Annotated in this window: 14 protein-coding genes; 6 read left to right on the plus strand and 8 right to left on the minus strand. The window is 34.3% G+C overall.

Annotated features, from left to right (window positions below; translation table 11 throughout):
- Positions 1-79: 79 nt before the first annotated feature.
- The 3 genes from thrC to thrA form a co-directional block, all read right to left on the minus strand.
- A complete protein-coding gene (thrC, locus tag BSF42_RS18985) occupies positions 80-1,369 on the minus strand; it encodes a threonine synthase (protein WP_095954684.1) in 1,290 nt (429 codons plus the stop codon).
- 400 nt (positions 1,370-1,769) lie between these two features.
- On the minus strand, positions 1,770-2,690 hold the full coding sequence (locus tag BSF42_RS18990; RefSeq protein ID WP_095954685.1) for a homoserine kinase: 921 nt from the start codon (positions 2,688-2,690) through the stop codon (positions 1,770-1,772).
- Positions 2,691-2,840: 150 nt separating this feature from the next.
- Positions 2,841-5,288: a bifunctional aspartate kinase/homoserine dehydrogenase I gene (gene thrA / locus BSF42_RS18995; protein ID WP_095954686.1), complete on the minus strand. Its 2,448-nt coding sequence runs from the start codon at positions 5,286-5,288 to the stop codon at positions 2,841-2,843.
- 642 nt (positions 5,289-5,930) lie between these two features.
- Between thrA and hutH the strand changes: the two genes are divergently transcribed.
- The 4 genes from hutH to BSF42_RS19015 all read left to right on the plus strand — a co-directional run bounded on the left by hutH (position 5,931) and on the right by BSF42_RS19015 (position 11,073).
- Positions 5,931-7,445, plus strand: a complete 1,515-nt coding sequence (gene hutH / locus BSF42_RS19000) for a histidine ammonia-lyase (RefSeq protein WP_095954687.1) — start codon at positions 5,931-5,933, stop codon at positions 7,443-7,445.
- A 48-nt stretch (positions 7,446-7,493) separates the two neighbouring features.
- Entirely contained in the window at positions 7,494-8,138 is a 645-nt protein-coding gene (locus tag BSF42_RS19005; protein ID WP_095954688.1) for a DUF47 domain-containing protein, read from the plus strand.
- 30 nt (positions 8,139-8,168) lie between these two features.
- Positions 8,169-9,509 (plus strand): inorganic phosphate transporter, encoded by a 1,341-nt coding sequence (locus tag BSF42_RS19010; RefSeq protein WP_095954689.1) that lies wholly within the window; start codon positions 8,169-8,171, stop codon positions 9,507-9,509.
- 154 nt (positions 9,510-9,663) lie between these two features.
- Positions 9,664-11,073, plus strand: coding sequence for an SMI1/KNR4 family protein (locus BSF42_RS19015; protein ID WP_095954690.1), 1,410 nt, complete (start codon positions 9,664-9,666; stop codon positions 11,071-11,073).
- A gap of 47 nt (positions 11,074-11,120) precedes the next feature.
- Here BSF42_RS19015 and BSF42_RS19020 read toward each other — a convergent pair whose 3' ends face one another.
- The 3 genes from BSF42_RS19020 to BSF42_RS19030 form a co-directional block, all read right to left on the minus strand.
- On the minus strand, positions 11,121-11,639 hold the full coding sequence (locus BSF42_RS19020; RefSeq protein ID WP_095954691.1) for a DUF421 domain-containing protein: 519 nt from the start codon (positions 11,637-11,639) through the stop codon (positions 11,121-11,123).
- Between the two features lie 100 nt (positions 11,640-11,739).
- A complete protein-coding gene (gene rimK / locus BSF42_RS19025; protein WP_095954692.1) occupies positions 11,740-13,107 on the minus strand; it encodes a 30S ribosomal protein S6--L-glutamate ligase in 1,368 nt (455 codons plus the stop codon).
- A 140-nt stretch (positions 13,108-13,247) separates the two neighbouring features.
- The gene (locus tag BSF42_RS19030) at positions 13,248-15,794 is read right to left on the minus strand and encodes an ATP-dependent Clp protease ATP-binding subunit (RefSeq protein ID WP_095954693.1); all 2,547 of its coding nucleotides are present in this window, start codon (positions 15,792-15,794) and stop codon (positions 13,248-13,250) included.
- A 257-nt stretch (positions 15,795-16,051) separates the two neighbouring features.
- Here BSF42_RS19030 and gyrA point away from each other — a divergent pair, with 257 nt between their 5' ends.
- Positions 16,052-18,694, plus strand: coding sequence for a DNA gyrase subunit A (gene gyrA / locus BSF42_RS19035; RefSeq protein WP_095954694.1), 2,643 nt, complete (start codon positions 16,052-16,054; stop codon positions 18,692-18,694).
- 43 nt (positions 18,695-18,737) lie between these two features.
- Complete coding sequence (locus BSF42_RS19040; RefSeq protein ID WP_095954695.1) at positions 18,738-20,006, plus strand: tetratricopeptide repeat protein; 1,269 nt, start codon at positions 18,738-18,740, stop codon at positions 20,004-20,006.
- Between the two features lie 72 nt (positions 20,007-20,078).
- On the opposite strand, the gene BSF42_RS19045 is transcribed toward BSF42_RS19040, so the two are convergent.
- Positions 20,079-20,498, minus strand: coding sequence for an OsmC family protein (locus BSF42_RS19045; protein WP_095954696.1), 420 nt, complete (start codon positions 20,496-20,498; stop codon positions 20,079-20,081).
- A 189-nt stretch (positions 20,499-20,687) separates the two neighbouring features.
- Positions 20,688-22,667 (minus strand): DUF349 domain-containing protein, encoded by a 1,980-nt coding sequence (locus tag BSF42_RS19050; RefSeq protein WP_095954697.1) that lies wholly within the window; start codon positions 22,665-22,667, stop codon positions 20,688-20,690.
- Positions 22,668-22,797: the final 130 nt, after the last annotated feature.

Raw genomic sequence — 22,797 nt, forward strand, 5'->3', positions numbered from 1 at the left:
TAATTCTAAACAAAAAACCACAACTTACATTAAAATCAAATGTAAATTGTGGTTCTAAAAATTTTATAAACAGCAAGTTTTACCCCAAGAAATCCTTCAACTCCTCATAAGTCCCAATCTTCACACTAACTTTCTCCTTATTAATAACACTCTCAATTTGAGCAGGAATCGGAAGCGTAATCCCTAGCGCCCGTTCAACAACATCTAAAAATTTAATAGGATGCGCTGTTTCTAAGAAAATACCAATTGCGTTAGGGTGTTTTTCCAGTTCTTTTTTCAAACCTAAATAACCAACAGCACCGTGTGGTTCTGCGATATAACCGTCTGTTTTGTAAATTTTCTTTAGCGCTTCAAGAGTTTCTTCATCAGTATAACTATAAGAAGAGAAATCTTTTTCGAAATCTTTTAAATCATTATTGTACAATTCCTGAATTCTAATAAAGTTGCTTGGGTTTCCAACGTCCATGGCGTTAGAAATTGTCGCTTTAGAAGGTTTTGGATCGTATTTTCCGTTTTCTAAGAATCTTGGTACTGTATCGTTTACGTTTGTAGACGCTACAAAATGTTCAATTGGCAATCCTAATTTTTTTGCCATAATTCCGGCACAGATATTCCCGAAGTTTCCGCTTGGGCAAGAGAAAACCAAAGGTTTGTTTTGGCTTTTCAACGCTTTGTAAGCAAAGAAGAAATAAAACATTTGCGGTAACCAGCGCGCAATATTAATAGAGTTTGCCGAAGTCAGGTTTTTGTGCGCCAAAGTTTCATCTAAAAACGCTTTTTTCACCATATCCTGACAATCATCAAAAACACCGTCAACCTCAAGCGCTTTAATGTTTTGTCCTAAAGTAGTCAATTGTTTTTCCTGAATATCGCTCACTTTTCCTGACGGATATAAAATGACAACGTCAACGCCGTCAACGCCAAGGAATCCGCTTGCAACAGCTCCGCCTGTATCGCCGGAAGTGGCTACTAAAACCGTGTTTTTAGCGTCTTTTTTGTCTTTATTGAAATAGCTTAGACAACGCGACATAAAACGCGCTCCAACATCTTTAAAAGCCATTGTTGGACCGTGGAATAATTCTAGTGAATAAATTCCGTCTTCGACTTTTACAACTGGAAAATCAAAAACTAAAGTATCGGCAATGATTTCTTTTAATTTTTCTTCTGGAATTTCGTCGCCCACAAATTGTTTGATCGCTTCAAAAGCGATTTGTTCGTGACTCAAAGTTTCAATTTTATCAAAAAATGACGGATCTAATGGCGTAATATTCTCTGGGAAATATAAGCCTTTATCACTCGCTAATCCTTGAATTACAGCTTCCTGAAACGAAACTTTTGGGGCATTATGGTTTAAACTATAGTATTTCATTTCTAATTTTAGATTTTAGATTTTAGATTTTGGATTTTAGAAGAGAGAGAATAGAGTATAGAGTAAAGAAAATAGACTTTCTGTACAATCAAATTCCAATTTTTTAAATTCCAAATTCCAGATATTTATATTAGTTAAGTCTGTTTTGTCATTCCGAGGAACGAGGAATCCCCGCAAGTAGCTCCGCAGGCTAAATCGCCAATCTTTGTCGAGTTTCTCGCGGGGATTCCTCGTTCCTCGGAATGACAAACTGTGTGTGCTATACTTTGTGTGCCGTACTTTGCGGACTTCGACTTCGCTCAGTCTGACAAACAACAAAACATTTTTATTATTTTTTTACTCTCGTTCCTCGAAATGACAAACTGTGTCTTAATTCTTTTTACTTAATACATCTCACATTTTACAAAATCCTAACGCCATCCGGATTAATTTTTGAAACGTGTATTTCATACGGCAGACTCATGTTTTCATAAACCTCGCTCATGGCTTTGGCGATTTGGTCGGCGGTTTCTTTTCCTCGGCTTAAAGCAAAAATCGACGGACCAGAACCTGAAATTCCAGAACCTAAGGCGCCATTTTCTAATGCCGTTTGTTTGATTAAATCGAAACCTGGAATTAAAACGCTTCTTAAAGGTTCTACGATTTCGTCATGAAGCGATCTTCCAATCAATTCGTAATCTTTTGTATATAAACCAGCTATAAGTCCGCCTACATTTCCCCATTGCATGATGGCGCTTTTCAGCGAAACGTTTTGTTTTAAAACCGAACGAGCATCAGACGTTTTCAATTCAATCTGCGGATGAACAACCGTCGCATATAATTCTTCTGGGCTGTCAATTCGAATAATGTCGAGCGGAGCATAACTTCTTACCAAAGTAAAGCCTCCTAAAAGGGCAGGAGCAACGTTGTCTGCATGTGCGTTTCCGCTGGCTAATTTCTCGCCCTGCATCGCAAACTGAACCAAATCTTTACGAGAATAAGGTTTGCCTAATAATTCATTAATTCCGAAAACCGCTCCGGCAGAACTTGCAGCACTGCTTCCAATTCCGCTTCCGGCTTTTATATTTTTATAGATTTCAATTTCGAATCCAAAATCCAATTCGTCTAATGTTTCAAGCATCGCCAAAGCTGCAACTCCAGAAACATTTTTTTCGGTTTCCAAAGGCAGGTCAGCACCCACAATTTTAGTGATTCGAACTCCTTTTTGATCGACTTTACGAACAATCATTTCATCGCCCGCATTGTCTAAGCAAAGTCCAAGTACGTCAAATCCGCATGAGAGGTTGGCGATAGTTGCTGGGCAAAATAGTTTAATTTCCATTTCTAAGGTTCTGAGGTTCTAAGATGCTAAGATTCTAAGGTTTCTATAGCAACTTTTTTTTTTTTAGTTTCTAAGGTTTCGAGATTCTAAGAAGCTAAGATTAGTTTTGAAAAAAACTCAGAACCTTAGCATCTTAGAACCTTAGCGCCTTTAAATATTCCCAATTCGAATTACGTCAGCAAAAATTCCTGATGCTGTAACCGCAGCTCCTGCACCGGCGCCTTTGATTAATAAAGGCTGGTCTACGTAGCGATCTGTGTAGAACAATACGATATTGTCTTTTCCTTCTAAATTGTAGAAAGGATGATCTTTTGGAATGAATTGCAGGCCAACGCTTGCTTTTCCGTTTTCGAATTGTGCTACATATTTCAAACGAGAATCTTTTGCTAAAGCTTCTTTGTAGATATTTTCAAAATGCGGCGCGTGTTTGATTAACGATGCAAAAAAGTCTTCGTTGTTTGTTGTGGCCAAACATTCTGCTGGTAAAAATGATTCGTTTGCGATGGCGTCAATATCCATTTCGTAACCGCTTTCGCGAATAAGGATCAGGATTTTACGTGCTACGTCGATGCCGCTCAAGTCAATTTTTGGATCTGGTTCTGTAAAACCTTGAACTCCTGCTTCTTTAACCACATCGTGGAAAGAATTATTCTCATCAAAATTGTTGAAAATAAAGTTCAGACTTCCAGATAAAACCGCCTGAATTTTATGCACTTTATCGCCAGAAGCAATTAAGTTTTTTACAGTATCGATAATCGGCAATCCCGCACCAACATTCGTTTCAAACAAAAACGGAGCGTTGTATTGGCGTGATAAGCTTTTTAATTTTTTATAATTATCGTAAGCAGAGGAACAAGCAATTTTGTTACAAGTTACAACCGCCATACTTTGTTTTAAAAACTGCTCATAGGTTTCAGAAACACTTGCATTTGCTGTGATGTCCACAAAAATACTGTTACGCAAATTCAGTTCTTTCGCACGAGCGATAAAATCTTCTTTGTTTGCAGTTTCACCATTATCCAAAGCCGACTGCCACTCTTTTAATGAAATTCCGTCTTCATCAAAAAGCATTTTTCTTGAGTTAGATAAAGCGATTACACGAACATTAATTTTCAAATTTTCTTTTAAGAATTTCTTCTGGCTGTGAATCTGCTCGATGAATTTTTCACCCACATTTCCAACTCCCATTACGAATAAATTCAGCTGTTTTGTATTTTCTTCGAAGAAATTCTCATGTAAAGTATTCAACGCTTTTTTAACGTCTCTTTCGTTAATTACAGTCGAAATATTACGTTCAGAAGCTCCCTGCGCAATTGCACGAATGTTTACGTTGTTTTTTCCAAGAGTGCTAAACATTCTTCCGCTTAAACCTTGGTGATTTTTCATGTTTTCACCCACCAAAGCAATAATACACAAGTCTTTTTCTACATGACAAGGATCGATTTTGTTTTGCGAAATTTCGATTTCGAAAGCTCGGTTGATCGCTGCTTCGGCATTATCTGCATCCGAATTTAAAATTCCGATACAAATCGAATGTTCGGAAGAAGCCTGAGTAATAAAAATGACGTTGATTTTTTCCTGAGACAATACTTCAAACAAACGTCTTGACGAACCTGCAACTCCAATCATTCCAGGACCTTCAAGTGTCAGAAGTGAAATATGATCGATATGACTGATTCCTTTTACAACCGAATCTTTAGAAGAAATAGTATCAGAAATCAAAGTTCCTACAGCTTCAGGCTCAAAAGTATTTTTGATTAAAATAGGAATGTTTTTTCTTAAAACCGGCTGAATTGTTGGCGGATACAATACTTTGGCACCAAAATGCGACAATTCCATCGCTTCTTGATACGAAATGTTTGCAATAGGCTGGGCTTGTTTTACGATTTTCGGGTTAGCAGTAAACATTCCGTTTACGTCAGTCCAAATTTCTAATTGTTCTGCATCAAGTGCACCCGCAATAATGGCAGCAGTATAATCTGATCCGCCGCGTCCTAAAGTAGAAGTAATTCCGTCTACAGTCTGCGCGATAAAACCCGGCAGTATATTGATTTTTGATTCATTTGAAGCAAAATACTCCTGAATCAATTTATTTGAAACTTCAAAATTGACAACAGCCTTTCCGAAATCAGCATTTGTTTTAATCAATTCACGGCTGTCTTTGTATGCTGCACTTTTATCAACTTGCTGATAAGCCTGCGCGATAATATAAGATGAAAGCAATTCTCCAAAACTCAAAATAGTATCGGCAGTTCTTGGAGATAATTCGCCCAATAAAAAACAACCGTCTAATAAAGTTTCAAGATGATTGATGATTCTTTTTACATGGCTTAACAAACTGCTTTGCTCGCTTACCGGAATAAGTTCTTTAAGCGTATCAAGGTGTTTTTTCTCGATTTCGGCAACAACTTCTCTAAAACTTTCGTCGTTTGCTGCCGCTTTTGCCGCTGCCAATTGCAATAAATCGGTTACTTTGCTAAGTGCAGAAACTACAACAACTAGTTTGTCCTTTTGAGCTTTTTGATTGATAATGTCGAGAACGAGTTTTATATTTTGAGCATTGGCAACCGAAGTTCCGCCAAATTTTAATACTTTCATTTTATGATATTTTTTTAATAAGGTGCAAAGGTTTTAAGTAACAAAGGTTCAAAGATTATGAACTGTGAACTGAAACCGAAAACTGCGCTGTTTTTTTTTCTTTTGTAACTGTTTTTCATGTATCCAATACCTTTCTTCTTTTAGAAAAAAGTATAGACAACCAAGGATTATATGTAAAAATGTATACCCCTAAGGGGTAGTAGTTGTTGTAGTAGAAATAATTGTAGCAGCAATTGCAACTCGAGTTGGAGTTGTCATTGTAGATTGATATTTTGTGCTGTTACTTTTCATTTTGATTTTTCAAAAGTACAGTTTTTTAAAAGCATTAAAAATTTTTAAAGGCTTTTTGCGAATATTTTAATAATTCAAATATCAATAATTTAATATTGAGCATTTGTTAAAATTAAAGATGCTAAACTGAGGTTTTGATATATTTAAGACTTCATTTTCTTTCGTTTATGGCTTATAATGATTTGATTTTTAATGAAAAAATGACTGAAATACGTTAATCAGCTTGATTTTTAATATTGATGAAAAGATAAAAGCTTAGAATAGCCAATGCCGAAATTTTAATTATTGTGATAAAATGTTGCTTTTTAATATTGATTTGTTGAATTTTGACATCTTAAATTGAAAAACGTCATGAGAGAAATCCATTATATAAGTACTGAAACTATAACTTTAGAAACTTTACAAGAAATATTGTCTAATAATAAATCGCTTGAATTATCTGAAGAAGCAAAAGTAAATGTTCAAAAGTGCCGTGATTACTTAGACAAAAAAATGGCATCACATTCTGAACCAATTTACGGTATCAATACAGGTTTTGGATCACTTTGTAATGTGAAGATTTCGAATGAAAATTTATCTAAACTTCAAGAAAACTTAGTAAAATCTCATGCTTGCGGAACGGGAGAAGAAGTTCCGTCGGAAATTGTAAAAATGATGCTTTTGCTTAAAATTCAATCTTTAAGCTACGGACATTCTGGAGTGCAGTTGAAAACGTTAGAGCGTTTAGTTGATTTTTATAATAATGATGTTTTACCTGTAATTTATACGCAGGGTTCACTTGGAGCCTCTGGAGATTTAGCACCTTTGGCACATTTGTCATTACCTTTAATAGGAGAAGGCATTGTGTTTTTTGAAGGAAAGAAAACAGCATCAGCAGAAGTTCTGCAGCATTTTAACTGGGAGCCAATTGTTTTACAGTCAAAAGAAGGTTTGGCTTTGTTGAACGGAACGCAGTTTATGAGCGCTTATGGAGCTCATATTTTAATCAAATCATACAAATATTCGTACTTGGCAGATTTAATTGGAACTATATCTTTAGAAGGTTTTGATGGAAGAATTGAACCTTTTAACGAATTGATACATTATATACGTCCGCATAAAGGGCAGATTATAACTGCACAGCGCGTTACTGAATTTTTGGAGGGAAGCGAAATTATCGCTCAGGAAAAGAAACATGTTCAAGATCCGTACTCTTTCCGTTGTATGCCACAGGTTCACGGTGCTTCAAAAGATGCCATTGATTATGTTCGAAAAGTGTTTAAAACAGAAATTAATTCTGTTACAGATAATCCTAATATATTTATTGAAGCCGATCAGATTATTTCTGGCGGAAATTTCCACGGACAGCCTTTAGCATTGGCTTTAGATTTTATGGCAATTGCTTTGGCAGAATTAGGAAGTATTTCTGAAAGAAGAACCTATCAATTGATTTCAGGACTGCGCAATCTTCCCGCATTTTTAGTAGATAATCCAGGATTAAATTCAGGATTAATGATTCCGCAATATACTGCAGCAAGTATTGCAAGCCAGAACAAGCAATTGGCAACGCCGTCAAGTGTTGACAGCATTGTTTCGAGCAACGGACAGGAAGATCACGTGAGTATGGGAGCAAACGGAGCTACAAAAGCCTTACGAGTTTTAGATAATTTAGAGCGTATCTTGGCAATCGAATTGTTGAATGCTTCTCAGGCAATTGCCTACAGAGAGCCTCTAAAATCAAGTGATTTCATCGAAATGTTCCTAAATAGCTACAGAGAAGTTGTGCCTTTGGTAAAAGAAGACAGAATCTTACATAACGATATAGAAAACACCGTTTTATTCTTGGAGAGTTTCCAAATAGAAAACGATTTGTTAACAATGGCTTAACATTGCAAAATATTATTGAAGTAATTTTGCACTATCAAAAATAAAACAATGTCAATAAACAGTATTTTCCAATTTTTAGTGCCGAAGGACAAAAAATTCTTTCCACTTTTTGAAGAGGCTTCAAGCAATTTAATTGAATTAGCTTCTAACTTACACGAAGCTGTAAATTTACCATTAAAAGAAAGAGAAGTTCTTTTTCAAAAGATTGACGAATTAGAACAAAAAGGTGAAGACATTACCCGTCAGACCAATTTGGAATTAAGCAGAAACTTTATTACTCCTTTTGATAGAGAAGATATTCACACCCTGATTACTTCTATTGACAACGTTGCAGATTACCTTCACGGTGCTGCAAGCCGTATGAGATTGTATCAAGTTGATAAGATTACAAAATCTATCAGAAAGATGACAGAAATCAACCTTGAGGCTTGTCAAAACATTGACAGTGCGGTTAAAGAATTGAGAAATTTAAAGAATTTCAAGGTTATTAAAGATGCTTGTTCTAGAATTAATAAACTGGAAAACAAATCTGATAACGTTTATAACAAAGCAGTTTTTGAAATTTTTGAAAACGAAACAGACGCTAAAAATATTATTAAATATAAAGAAGTGTTATCTGTTTTAGAATCAGCAACAGACAAATGTAAGAGTGTTGCAAACATACTAGAATCTATTTCTGTAAAACATTCTTAATTCAATTTTTCATTCTGAAGTTATAACTTTATGACGCTACTTATATTAATTATAGTATTAGCCTTAATTTTTGATTACATCAATGGTTTTCATGATGCGGCAAATGCTATAGCGACTGTTGTTGCTACAAAGGTTTTAACGCCTTTTCAGGCCGTTCTTTGGGCAGCATTTTTTAACTTTCTGGCTTATTGGGTTTTCGGATTTGGTGTTGCGGATACTGTTGCAAAAACAGCGCACACAATGGAAATTAACCTGGTTGTAATTCTTGCCGGAGTAATTGCAGCAATCTGCTGGAATTTATTGACTTGGTGGCTTGGAATTCCTTCAAGTTCTTCACATACATTAATTGGAGGTTTTGCCGGAGCGGCTGTTGCGCATGCAATCGCGGTCCATGGTTTCTCAGGTTATGTTGGAGAAGATGGAACAACACATTATTGGTATGAAATTGTAAGCTGGTATAAGGCCGGTAAAGACGGTGGAATGCCTTCTGGAGTTCTTATTATTATTGCTTTTATTGTATTGGCACCTTTATTAGGAGCTTTAGCCTCTTATTTAATATCTATTTGGTTATTAAATGCTTCTCGTAAAAATATTGGTCCTAAGATATTTACAGTAGCTTTAATGATTGCTACAATCTGGGCAGTTTGGAGTTTGATGGTTCCTTACGAAGAAATTGTAAAAAATGGAAAACCTCGATTTGACTCTCATTTTTGGAGCGTAGCTTTTGATCCGCATAATATTAAATGGTTTTTAGTTGCCTTTATTATCTTAACTGTTAGTGCATTTTGTTTGATATTTAGTAGTTTAAATCTACATCAAGCAGATGCTGCTTTGAAGAAAATGCAGTTATTATCTTCTGCAGCTTTTAGTTTAGGTCACGGAGGAAATGACTCTCAAAAAGTAATGGGTATTATCGCTGCTGCGGTTGCGGTATATATTAATACAAATCCTGGTGTTCATTTAGATTCTTGGCTTGATGTGGTTCTGCCAAATGATGATTTAGGTGTAAAAGGTCAAATGCCAAGCTGGATTCCTTTAGCGTGTTATTCTGCAATTGCTGCTGGAACTTTGAGTGGTGGATGGAAAATTGTAAAAACAATGGGTTCTAAAATCACAAAAGTAAGTTCATTTGAAGGTGTTGCTGCTGAAACTGCTGGAGCCTTAACGCTTTACTTTACAGAACATTTAAAAATTCCAGTAAGTACAACACATACTATTACAGGATCTATTATTGGAGTTGGATTAACAAAACGTGTATCTGCAGTTCGCTGGGGAGTTACCGTAAGCTTAATCTGGGCTTGGATTTTAACTATTCCAATTTCGGCTTTATTAGCAGGATTAGTTTATTTTATACTGAGCGTATTTATTTAATAAATGATTATTGTGAAATGTGAGGGATAAAATCACATTTATCAAAATATTTTAAAGCCGATTTCAATTTTGAAATCGGTTTTTTTTTTGTTTCTAAAACATCTTTTTCAATACTTATAAAGTAATATATTTGATGTCAATTTAAAAGCCATTTATGATCGATCAAAAAACTTTAAGCCAAATAGAGAGAATAAAAAAGAAGCTGATTTTAGCAAAAGATACTGATAGTGATTTTGAAGTATTTGCTGCGGATAGTCATAATTATGTTGTTGGAGAAGCGGTGCCTAATGAAAATATTTTGAAATTTGAAAGCGATTATAATATTTCTCTTCCTGAATGTTACAAGGCGTTTTTAATGCATATTGGCAATGGAGGAATGTCTTATGAAAAATCTGCTGCAGGCCCTGGGTACGGAATATTTCCTTTTGGTAAAAATATTGCAGAATTTGTTTATAGTAATCCTGAAAATTCCTTAAAACAAGATTGCAAAATTCATCCTGAAATGAGTGACGATTTTTGGAAAGAATTAAACAAGAAAATTGATGGAGATATTTCTGATGAGGATTTTGAAGACGAATTAGGTGAAATTTTCGCAGGGATCTTGCCTATTGGAACAGAAGGCTGTACCTACTATTATGGTCTTATTTTAAATGGGGAATTTAAGGGTAGGGTTGTTAATATTGATGTCGATCGACGTAAACCATACTTTGCTTTTGAATCTGACTTTTTAGATTGGTATGAACGCTGGCTTGATGAAATCACAGCAGAAAATGCAAATGATGATAATGATCTGTTTAATCATACATTGGGTGGCGTTGTAACTCATATTTTAGAGGTGTACAAATCTGCTGATGATGAGGAAATCAAATTAGAATGTTTGTTTGCAATTTTAAAAAAGAAAAAGATAGTTTCGCAAACATTAGATATTTTAGAAAAAGAGTATAAATCAAGTAAAGATAAAATCCAGAAAAAGCTGCTTCAAATACTTACGAAGTTTGATTATAACAGGGCATATCCTTATTTGATGGAATTTGCTAAAGAGGATACTCTATCTGTGTTTCAATTTGTGTTTTGGTATGCAAAAGATAGAAGTACCGACTGGCTTGAATTTATACAAGAAAATATTGAAAGAATAAATGATGAAGAAACATTTCAATTCTGTACTTATCTGCTAAAAGAAATGAAGTTGGATTATGGAGTCATGATTGTTCCATTTGCATTCAATGAAAATGAAGAAATTAGAAGACAGCTTTATTATTCGCTTGGACAATTAGAAAATAAAAAAGATTACCTTGATACATTTATAATAGGGTTAAAAGACAAATCTAATTGGGTTGTACATGCTGCATTACAGGCTTTAAATGGAATTAAAGATGAAAAACTGTTGCAATATTATAAAATGATTGCAGAGCGATATCCGAAAGAGCAGGATTACATCTTATCAAATTTAAACCGCAATCTTGAAGATTTTGGATTGTCTTCTACAGAAATAAAAACTATTGAAATATACAAATTTAAAACGACTGCATCACGTAAAAGAAAATGGTTTCAATTTTGGAAATAAACAAAAAGCCGATTTCAAATTTGAAATCGGCTTTTTGTTGGGTAAAATTAAAACTTTTGAAAATTCTTATGATTATGTTTTCTCTTATAATGCGTCTGTTTCAAATGTTTTTTATCTTCTGAAATAATACTTATTGTTCCGTCAATCTCTAACATAGCCAGTTTTACATTTTTAAAAAATTCGATTCCGTGTTCTCTCATGGCTTCTTTTAATTCTTCGTCGGAAATATCTAGTCGGCTTAAAGCTTTAAAATCTAGTTTTCCGTCATGAATTAAAACTTCTGGTTTGTCAAGTAATAAGTTTCCAAAAAATTTATATCTGCGTGTCAGTTTTTTTATGACAAAATTAATCACAAATAAAACCAAAGCAGCAACCAAACCTCCGACAAGACTGGTGTCTGGACCAACCATGGCGTTTTGTACAGAATTACTAATCAGTAAAATCAGGATTATATCGGCAGTATTTAATTGCGAAAGTTCTTTTTTGCCGAAAATACGTAAAGCGATTGTCATAAAAAAATAAACGGCAACACTGCGTATAATAATATCTATATAAGGAAAATGCATATTTTTTATCTTAAAGTTAAATAAAAAAGCCTTGCCAAAGTTCTAAACTTTGACAAAGCTGCTAAATTATTTAAGAGTAATTAAGTTTAAATGACTTTAACTATAATTTGAAATTCTTTTCAATTGCTTTAATCATTTCACCTGCAACATCTTTGTTTGTGGCGCCTTCAATTCCCTCAAGACCTGGAGAAGAGTTTACTTCAAGCAATAAAGGACCTTTAGAAGAACGAATAATATCTACACCAGCAACTTTTAAGTCCATTGCTTTTGCTGCTTTAATAGCTATCTTTTTTTCTTCGGCAGTTACTTTTATGACAGAAGCTGTTCCTCCAAGGTGAATATTAGCTCTAAATTCGCCTGGCATAGCTTCACGCTGAATCGCCGCAACCACTTTTCCGTCAATAACAAAACAACGGATATCTTTTCCGTTTGCTTCTTTAATAAATTCTTGAACTAAAATATTGGCATTTAAACTTTTAAAAGCGTTAATAACACTTTCTGCCGCTTTTTTGGTTTCAGCTAAAACAACGCCTTTTCCCTGCGTTCCTTCTAATAATTTCACAATTAAAGGTGAACCGCCAACCATCTTAATTAAATTGTCTGTATCAAGCGGAGAATTAGCAAATCCAGTTGTTGGAATGTCTATCCCGCTGTTTAAAAGCAGTTGTAATGAATATAATTTATCTCTAGATTGTGTTATTGCCGTAGCCGAGTTTAAAACAAAAACTTTCAACGCTTCAAACTGACGAGTTAATGCACAGCCATAAAAAGTAATACTTGGTCTGATTCTGGGAATAATAGCATCAAATTGATTCAATATTTTTCCGCCTCTATAATGAATCTCAGGAGTTTTTGCGTCCAGTTTCATGTAACATTCTTTGATATTCAAAAAATGCATTTCGTGACCGCGCATTTCGCCGGCTTCCATGATTCTTTTATTACTGTACAATTCAGGATTACTAGCTAAAAGTCCAATTCGTAAACCAGAGCTTGCTTTTTCTGAGTTTTGGTATAATTCCTTAAGAGATTCTGGAGTAGGCTGTCCTAAAAGATATTTTTCTTCAGGATCTACTAATACGCGTCCGCTCATGGCTTCGCGGCCCAAAAGCATACGAAAACCCATTGAATCACGATTCGTTAAAGTCATTTCGATCGGCCATTTTGAATCGCCAATTTTAATACTCGTCTGAATTACATAACGGTGTTCTCTAAAACCACTAGAACTTTTTACAATTCGTTTATCTACCAAAGGTGCTTCACAATGGATAATGGTTTTAATATTATTCTGAATTGGATTAATATCAAATTTTACCCAATTGGCATCATTTTTTATGAAAGGAGCTATGTTTAAAGCGTGCATTGCAGAAGTTTTAGCACCAGAATCAACGCGAGCCTTGATTGTCGGGATTCCAAGTTCTGGAAATGAGCACCATTCTTCGCTGCCTAAAATGACTTTGTTTTGAAGCATATATTGTTTTTTTATTATAGAATTTAAAATCAAAAATAGCTAATTGCTTTTACTAAAGATAGTAATTTCCGCAAAAAAAATACCCGTTATGTTATGAAAACGTAACGGGTAAATTATTTTTGTTATAAAATTAAACTAATTTATTGATTAGTCGGCTCTTCGGCTTTATGAATTTCTACTGAAAGTTCTTGAGAATCATCTTTTAGATCCATCATGATTTCATCACCTGAATGTATTTTCGAAGTAATGATTTCTTCTGCCAATAAATCTTCAACATATTTCTGAATTGCTCTTTTCAATGGTCTAGCTCCAAACTGCTTGTCAAAACCTTTCTCGGCGATAAATGCTTTCGCTCTGTCTGTTAAGCTTAATTTGTAACCTAGTTCAGCAATACGAGAATACAGTTTTTTCAATTCGATTTCGATAATCAAATCAATATCAGATTTTTCTAAACTGTTGAATACAATTACGTCGTCAATTCTGTTTAAGAATTCAGGAGCAAAAGTTTTTTTCAATGCATTTTCGATAATGCTTTTTGAGTTTTCATCGGCTTGCGCCACTTTCGCAGCAGTTCCAAATCCAACACCTTGTCCGAAGTCTTTCAATTGTCGAGCACCCACATTAGATGTCATGATAATGATAGTGTTTTTAAAGTCAATTTTGCGACCTAAACTATCTGTCAAATATCCGTCATCTAAAACCTGAAGCATCATATTAAATACATCTGGATGTGCTTTTTCGATCTCATCTAAAAGAACAACACAATATGGTTTTCTACGAACTTTTTCAGTTAATTGACCACCTTCTTCGTAACCAACGTATCCTGGAGGCGCTCCAACTAAACGAGAGATCGCAAATTTCTCCATGTATTCACTCATGTCGATACGAACCAAAGCATCTTCAGAATCAAATAATTCTTTTGCTAATACTTTAGCCAACTGTGTTTTACCAACTCCAGTTTGTCCTAAGAAAATGAATGAACCAATAGGTTTATTAGGGTCTTTAAGTCCGGCTCTGTTACGTTGAATAGAACGTGCAATTTTAAGAACAGCTTCATTTTGACCAATTACTTTGTTCTGAATTAATTCAGGCAATTGAGCTAATTTGTTGCTCTCCGTTTGCGCAATTCTGTTTACAGGAATTCCAGTCATCATAGAAACAACATCGGCTACATTATCTTCTGTAACTTCAATTCTGTTATTTTTAGAATCTTCTTCCCATTGTTCTTGTGCAATAGCTAGATCTTTTTCGATACGTTTTTCATCATCGCGAAGTTTGGCTGCTTCTTCATATTTTTGTTTTTTAACAACCATATTTTTGTTTTCACGCACTTCTTCTAACTGACGTTCTAAATCCAAAATTTGTTTTGGAACATCAATATTCGTAATGTGTACACGAGAACCAGCTTCGTCAAGAGCATCAATAGCTTTGTCTGGCAAGAAACGCTCAGACATATATCTGTTCGTTAATTTAACACAAGCTTCAATTGCTTCCTGAGTATAAGTTACGTTGTGGTGATCTTCGTATTTGTCTTTTACGTTATTCAAAATTGCAATAGTTTCTTCAACAGAAGTTGGTTCAACAATTACTTTTTGGAAACGTCTTTCTAAAGCGCCATCTTTTTCAATATATTGTCTGTACTCGTCAAGAGTAGTGGCACCAATACATTGTATTTCTCCTCTTGCTAAAGCAGGTTTGAACATATTTGAAGCATCAAGTGAACCTGTTGCTCCTCCAGCACCTACAATAGTATGGATCTCATCAATAAAAAGAATAATATCATCGTTTTTTTCCAGCTCGTTCATTACGGCTTTCATTCTTTCTTCAAACTGTCCTCTGTATTTTGTTCCAGCAACTAAACTTGCTAAATCAAGAGTTACAACACGTTTGTTGAAAAGAATGCGGGATACTTTCTTTTGTATAATGCGTAAAGCAAGTCCTTCTGCGATAGCAGATTTACCAACCCCAGGTTCTCCAATAAGAAGCGGATTATTCTTTTTTCTACGGCTTAGAATTTGTGAAACACGCTCAATTTCTTTTTCGCGTCCTACAACTGGATCTAATTTTCCTTCTTCAGCCATTTCTGTTAAATCTCTCCCAAAATTATCTAAAACCGGTGTCTTAGATTTTTTGTTTGACTTATTGGCGGGATTATTAAAACTACTTTCTTTAAGACTGTCATCTTGTCCTGAATCGTCATTATACGATTCGTTTCTTGGCAAGTTTTCTAAGAATTCTTCTTCGTTTGGAGTCATATTTAAATACTGTTCTTTTGCTACGTCATAATCTATTTTTAGTTTATTCAATAGCTTGGTTGTTGGATCGTTTTCGTTGCGTAAGATACATAACAGCAGGTGGGCCGTGCTAATTGATGAACTTTGAAATACTTTTGCCTCTAGAAAAGTGGTCTTCAGTGCCCTTTCGGCCTGTCGGGTCAGATGAAGGTTTTTCTTTTCTGCATTTACTTCAACGCTCAGGTTGGCAGGGCTTAGTATTTCTACTTTTCTGCGTAAATGATCTAGATCGACTGCCAGGTTATTAAGTATATGAATAGCTTTTCCGTTACCATCTCTTAAAATGCCCAGCATTAGATGCTCTGTACCAATAAAGTCGTGGCCTAAACGTAAAGCCTCTTCTTTGCTGTATGTAATAACATCTTTTACTCTTGGTGAAAAATTATCATCCATAATATATAATTGGTATTGTAAATTTAGTGAATTACAGTTTTAAAAACAAAAACCGTACCCTTCAAGAACTCCTGACAGCTAATAGACGAAAAAAAAGACAATAAAAGCGTTAAAAAACGCTTAATTTATTAACTAAATAGCAAAATAAAGTTGTTAATAAATCATTGAAATAAGTGTAAGGAAATAGCTGAAAAAATTTCAAAAAAACGTATCTTGGCACGCTTTGAAACTAATATAATTATTTAATATAACAACTTATGTCTGAAGGAGAAAAGTTAATTCCTATTAACATAGAAGATGAAATGAAATCAGCTTACATCGATTATTCGATGTCAGTAATCGTATCGAGAGCGCTTCCTGATGTTAGAGATGGCTTGAAACCAGTGCATCGAAGAGTTCTTTATGGAATGTATGATTTAGGTGTAACTTCAAGATCTGCCCATAAAAAATCTGCAAGAATCGTAGGGGAGGTTCTGGGTAAGTATCACCCGCACGGAGATACTTCTGTTTATGATGCGATGGTGCGTATGGCCCAAGAATGGAGTATGCGATATTTATTAGTGGACGGTCAGGGTAACTTTGGTTCTGTCGATGGTGACAGTCCGGCAGCAATGCGTTATACTGAGGCTAGAATGCGTAAAATCTCAGAAGATATTATGGCAGATATCGAAAAAGAAACAGTTGATTTTCAACTAAACTTTGACGATACTTTATATGAACCAAAAGTAATGCCTACTAGAGTTCCTACTTTATTAGTAAATGGAGCAACTGGTATTGCGGTTGGTATGGCAACCAATATGCCGCCACACAATTTAACTGAAGTTATCAATGGTACTTTAGCATACCTTGATAATAATGATATTGAAGTTGATGAATTAATGACACATATTAAAGCTCCAGATTTTCCAACTGGAGGTGTAATATATGGTTATGAAGGTGTTCGTGAAGCTTTTAAAACTGGTAGAGGACGTATTGTAATGCGTGCAAAAGTTGGTTTTGAGGAAGTTGACGGAAGAGAATGTATCATCGTTACTGAAATCCCATATCAAGTTAATAAAGCCGAAATGATCAAACGTACGGCTGATTTAGTTAACGATAAAAAAATCGAAGGTATTGCCAATATTCGTGACGAGTCTGACAGAAACGGTATGCGTATCGTTTATATCTTAAAACGTGACGCTACGCCAAACGTAGTTTTGAATACCTTATATAAGTTTACTTCATTACAATCTTCTTTCAGTGTAAACAATATTGCATTGGTAAAAGGACGTCCTCAAATGTTGAATCTAAAAGATATGATTCACTATTTTATTGAGCACCGTCATGATGTAGTAGTTCGTAGAACACAATTTGAATTACGCAAAGCAGAAGAAAGAGCACATATTTTAGAAGGTTTAATTATTGCTTCTGATAATATTGACGAAGTAATCGCTATAATTAGAGGTTCTAAAAACACAGAGGAAGCTCGTGAAAAATTAATCGAAAGATTTAAATTATCAGATATTCAAGCTCGTGCTATTGTTGAGATGCGTTTACGTCAGTTAACAGGTCTGGAGCAAGATAAATTAAGAGCTGAGTTTGAGGAATTAATGAAATTAATCGAGCACTTAAAAGCTTTATTAGCAGATGTAAATTTAAGAACTAACTTAATTAAGGAAGAACTTGAAGAAATTCGTGAGAAATACGGAGATGAGCGTCGTTCTAAAATCGAATATTCTGGTGGAGATGTAAGTATCGAAGATTTAATTGCCGATGAAAATGTAGTAATTACAATTTCGCACGCAGGTTATATTAAACGTACAAACTTAACAGAATACAAAACGCAGAATAGAGGAGGAGTTGGACAAAAAAGTGCAGGAACAAGAGATCAGGATTTCCTTGAGCATATGTTCGTTGCAACCAACCACCAATATATGATGTTCTTTACCCAGAAAGGAAAATGTTTCTGGATGCGTGTTTACGAAATTCCTGAGGGAAGTAAAACGGCAAAAGGTAGAGCAATCCAAAACTTGGTAAACATTGAAAGTGATGATAAAGTAAAAGCTTTCATTTGTACACAAGACTTAAAAGATAAAGATTATATCAATAGTCATAACCTTGTAATGGTTACCAAACAAGGACAGGTTAAAAAAACTTCTTTAGAGAAATATTCTAAACCAAGGGTAAATGGTGTTGCTGCTATTACTATTAAGGAAGGTGACGAATTAATGGGAGCGCAATTAACAGATGGTGAAAGCCAGATTATTTTGGCTGTTAAGTCTGGTAAACTAGTTCGTTTTGAAGAAACTAAAACACGCCCGATGGGAAGAACAGCTTCTGGAGTTCGTGGAATTACGTTAAAAGACGATACCGATGAAGTAATTGGTATGGTTACTGTTGGAAAAAATGATGTTAACGATTCGCAAATTTTGGTTGTAACTGAAAACGGATACGGAAAACGTACCAAATTGGTTGACGAAGATGGAGAAGATGTTTATAGAATTACAAACCGTGGAGGTAAGGGTGTGAAAACTCTAAATATTACGGAGAAAACAGGTAAATTGATTTCTATTAATGCTGTTACAGATGCAGATGATTTAATGATCATTAATAAATCTGGATTAACAATCAGAATGGCAATTGAGGATTTACGTGTAATGGGACGTGCAACTCAAGGAGTTAGGTTGATTAACCTTAAAGGAAAAGATTCTATCGCAGCTGTAACAAAAGTTATGAAAGACGATGTAGAAGAAGTTGTTGTTGATGAAGACGGCAATGTAATCGAATCTGTAATTGAAAGAGTTAAGCCTGATTTGGAAGTTTTAGAAGATGAAGGACCTGTTGAAGACGATGACGATTCTGACGACGAAGTAATTGATGATGAAGGTGAAGATGCTGACGAAGAAGAATCAGAAGAATAATTAAATTAGATTAAAACAAAATTAAATACAAATAAATATCACTATGAAAAGTAAATATGTAATACTTGCTTCAGCGTTATTGATCTCTGTAGCTTCTTTTGCGCAAAAGGATCAAATTAAAAGTGCTGAAAAAGCTTTGAAAAGCGGCGATGCTCAAGGAGCAGTTTCAATTTTAAATGACGCTGAAAATATGGTTGCTAATGCTAAAGATACAGAGCAGGCTCAATTTTATTATGTAAAAGGAAATGCTTATTTGAATCTTGCTGATAAAAATATTGAAACAAGCAAAAATTTATCTCTTTCTGCTGAAAGCTATAAAAAGTTAATCGAAGTTGAAAAAGCTTCGGGAAAACAGAAATATTCTACAGAAGCTGCAACTTCAATTGGGCAGATTAAAGGAAAATTAATCAATGCTGCTATCGCTGATACGCAGGCTAATAAAAATGCAGAAGGAGCGAAAAAATTATATGATGCATACGCATTGGATAAAAAAGATACAATTAACTTGTACTACGCTGCATCAACTGCTGTAAATGCACAAGATTTTGACCTTGCTTTACCAATGTACGAAGAGTTAAAACAATTGAACTTTTCTGGAAAAGGAACTTTATACTTAGCTACAAATAAAGTTAACAGTAATGAAGATAACTTCGCAAGTGCTAAAGATAGAGACATGGCTGTTAAATTGGGAACACATGAAAAACCAAGAACAGAAGCAGTTCCGTCTAAAAGAGGCGAAATCTACAAAAACTTGGCTTTAATCCTTGTTCAAAAAGGACGTACAGAAGATGCTAAAAAAGCAATTGCTGAAGCTAGAAAAGCGAATCCAGAAGATAGTTCATTGCTACTAACTGAAGCTAATTTGTACCTAGAGACTAAAGACTTTGATATGTACAAAAAATTGGTTGGTGAAGCTTTAGAGAAAGATCCAAAAAATGCTGATTTAGTATTCAACTTAGGAGTTATTAGTGCAGGTGCAAAAAACAATGCAGATGCAGAGAAATATTACTTAAAAGCAATTGAAATCAACCCTGAGTATACTAATGCTTATTTAAATCTTGCTGCTTTAAAATTAGAAGCTGAGAAACCAATCATTGATGAAATGAATAAATTGGGTACAACTGCAAAAGATATGAAGCGTTATGATGTTTTAAAAGCACAGAGAGAAAATGTTTTCAAAGGTGTAATTCCTTACCTTAAAAAAGCAAACGAATTAGATCCTAAAAATCAAGATGTTGCTAAAACTTTATTAGGGGTTTACAGTGCTCTTGAAATGACTGCTGAAGCTAAAGCTTTAAAAGCTAAAATGTAATAAATAAACTCATTTGAGTGTATAAAAAAAACCATTCGTCGCGGCGAATGGTTTTTTTATGTGTTCTATTTTCTAAGTGATTAATTCTGCAGAAAGTGTAATAGTTGTGTTTAGTAATTTAGAAATCGGACAAATTTCTTTTGCTTTAGCAGCTGTCGAAGCAAATTCTTCAGCAGAGATAGAAGGTACTTTTCCTTTTAAATCCAAATGAATTAATGTTATTGTACCATCTTCAAAAGTTACTGTAGCTTCTGTGGTTAAATCATCTGCTGTAAACCCAGCTTCATTCAATAAAAAACTTAACTGCATTGTAAAGCAACCAGAATGCGCTGCTGCAACTAATTCTTCAGGGTTTGTTCCAACGCCGTCTGCGAATCTGGTTTTAAATGACAATTGTGCATTATCTAACGTCGTGCTTTGTGTACTGATTTTTCCAGTTCCTTCCATACCAGTTCCTTGCCAGTTGGCGTGTGCTTTTCTTGTAAATTTCATTTTAGTAATTATTAAGATTAATAAATAGTTTTATTATTTGTTTGATTATCATAAAGATACTAATCTATCAAATATACCTAAAAGTTTATCATGAAGTTTTATGAATTTATTAGCTAAAAGTTAATTCAAAAAAAAAAGTGCAATGATTTCTCATTACACTTTTTTTATATTTAAAACACAACTTGGTTTTTATTCCTGACCTAAGTTTCTCAATTGTTTCAATTTCTCTTTCCAAACTTCAAGGCTTTCTTTGTGAATGGCGATGTTTTTTCGAACTTCAAGAACAATTGAATTTTCTTTTTTAGCATTTTTTGTGTTGGCAAAAAACTGAATGTTGTTTTCTAATTGGAAAATCTCATTTTGTACTTCTTCAATTTTACGCATTAAGAAAATCTTTTCATTGTCTAATTTACGAGTATCGTTGCTGTCAGACAGAGAATCGATTCTGTTAGAAAAACGCATCATTTCAGTTTCTTTTTTACTCAAACTTAATTTTTCAAAAAGGGCATCTAAAATTTTATTGAATTTCCCTTCGATATGACGTCTTGAAAAAGGAACTTTTCCAAATCCTTTCCAAGTCTCAATATGAGCTTTTATAGCGTCTAAATCTGTTTTGTGGTCTCCTGTTAGCTGAAAAGCTCTAAGTGTTTCTAAATATGCTTTTTTGTTGTCAAAAGCAGCAACTTCTTCACCATTTTCTTCCGATTTGTGTTCTTTTAACTTGTCGAAATAGTGATTGCAGGCATCTTTAAATTCCTTCCAGATTTTGTCTGAATACTTTTTAGGAACGTGGCCAATCTGTTTCCATTCTTCCTGAATTTGTTTCATTACAGGAGTTGTAGCTTGAAAATCGGTACTTTCTTGGAGTTCTTTGGCTTTAGCAACAAGAGCTAATTTTTTATTCAGATTGTCGTTTTGGTCTTTTTTGATATCCTTGTAGAAAGAATTTTTGAATGCATTGAAATTCCTAACGGCTGTTTTAAAAGCGGCCCAAGTTTCTTCATTTACTTCTGAAGGCACTTTTCCTGCTGCAAAAAACTCGTTTCTAAGATCTTCTACTTTTTGAATTTGTACCAGCCATTGCGAGTGAGAATTCACTTTTTCTGTTCCTAATACTTCAATTTTAGCGATAATCTCTTTTTTAACTTCGAGATTTTGCTGTTCGTTGGCTCTTTGGTTTTCAAATAAAATTTCTCTCTTATCGTGGATTTTTTTAGTTAATTCACTAAATCTATTCCAAATAGCATCACGGTGTTCTTTAGAAACTGGTCCGATTTCTTCTTTCCAGATTCTGTGTAAATCCTGTAATTCTCGGAAAGATTTACTTACATCAGTGTCTTCTACTAATTCTTCAACGCGGGCAATTATTTTTTGTTTTAATTCTAAGTTGTGTTTGAAATCTAAATCTCTGGCCTCACGGTCTAAATGAAGATAATCATAGAAATTCTCCACATGGAAATGATAATTGTTCCAAACGTGGTTGTATTTGTCTTTTGGAATTGAACCTGCATTTTTCCATCTTTCTCTTAATTCATTAAAATGTTTAAGAGTGTCTTTAATGTTTTCTTGAGGGTTAATTAACTCTTTTAGTTCTTCAACAATTGCCAGACGATTTTCTAAATTGCTTTTTAAATTAGTCTGTAAATGTTTAAAGTGAGCATTTCTTTGGTCTCTAAAAACGTTATAATATTCGTCAAACTTTGACTTAAGCGGCAGATGATATTCAAATTCTTCGTTTGGATCTGGATTAGAAGCATTAAATTCTTCTCTTTTTTCCTCTAGAAGATGGTGGTATTGTAGTAAGAAAGCTTTTTTAATTTCTTCAATATGGTCTTTTACAGACATTACTTTATCTGTACTAACTAATTTTTTAAGTTCGTCAACAAGAGCATCTAGAGAAAATGTGTTGTAATCCTGCATAGGAATGTCATGACGGTCTTTTAATGTTTCGTCTTCACTTTCTGCTGCATTTGAATTAGTAATTACATCCAGCGCTTCTTGATGATCATTTTCATTTGTATCTAATGTACTTTCATTCTCTGGAGCTGCATCTTCAGCTAGAGTTTCTGAATTAGATATTTCAGCTGCATCATCTGTTATAGAATCGTTTATTTCGATTCCTGTTTTTCCGTCTGCTTCATGCAGGTTGTCATTCTTTTCTTCTAACATCTTTAAAATGTGTAAGGTTTTGGTTTTTAACAGTGCGAAAGATAGTAAAGGTGTTTCTAAATACAAAATAAATCGCTTGTTTATGCTGTATTTTACGATGAAATTCTTATTCTTTGGACTTATTAGCTAT

This window comes from Flavobacterium sp. ACN6 (assembly GCF_002304005.1).
In the GTDB taxonomy this organism is placed as follows: domain Bacteria; phylum Bacteroidota; class Bacteroidia; order Flavobacteriales; family Flavobacteriaceae; genus Flavobacterium.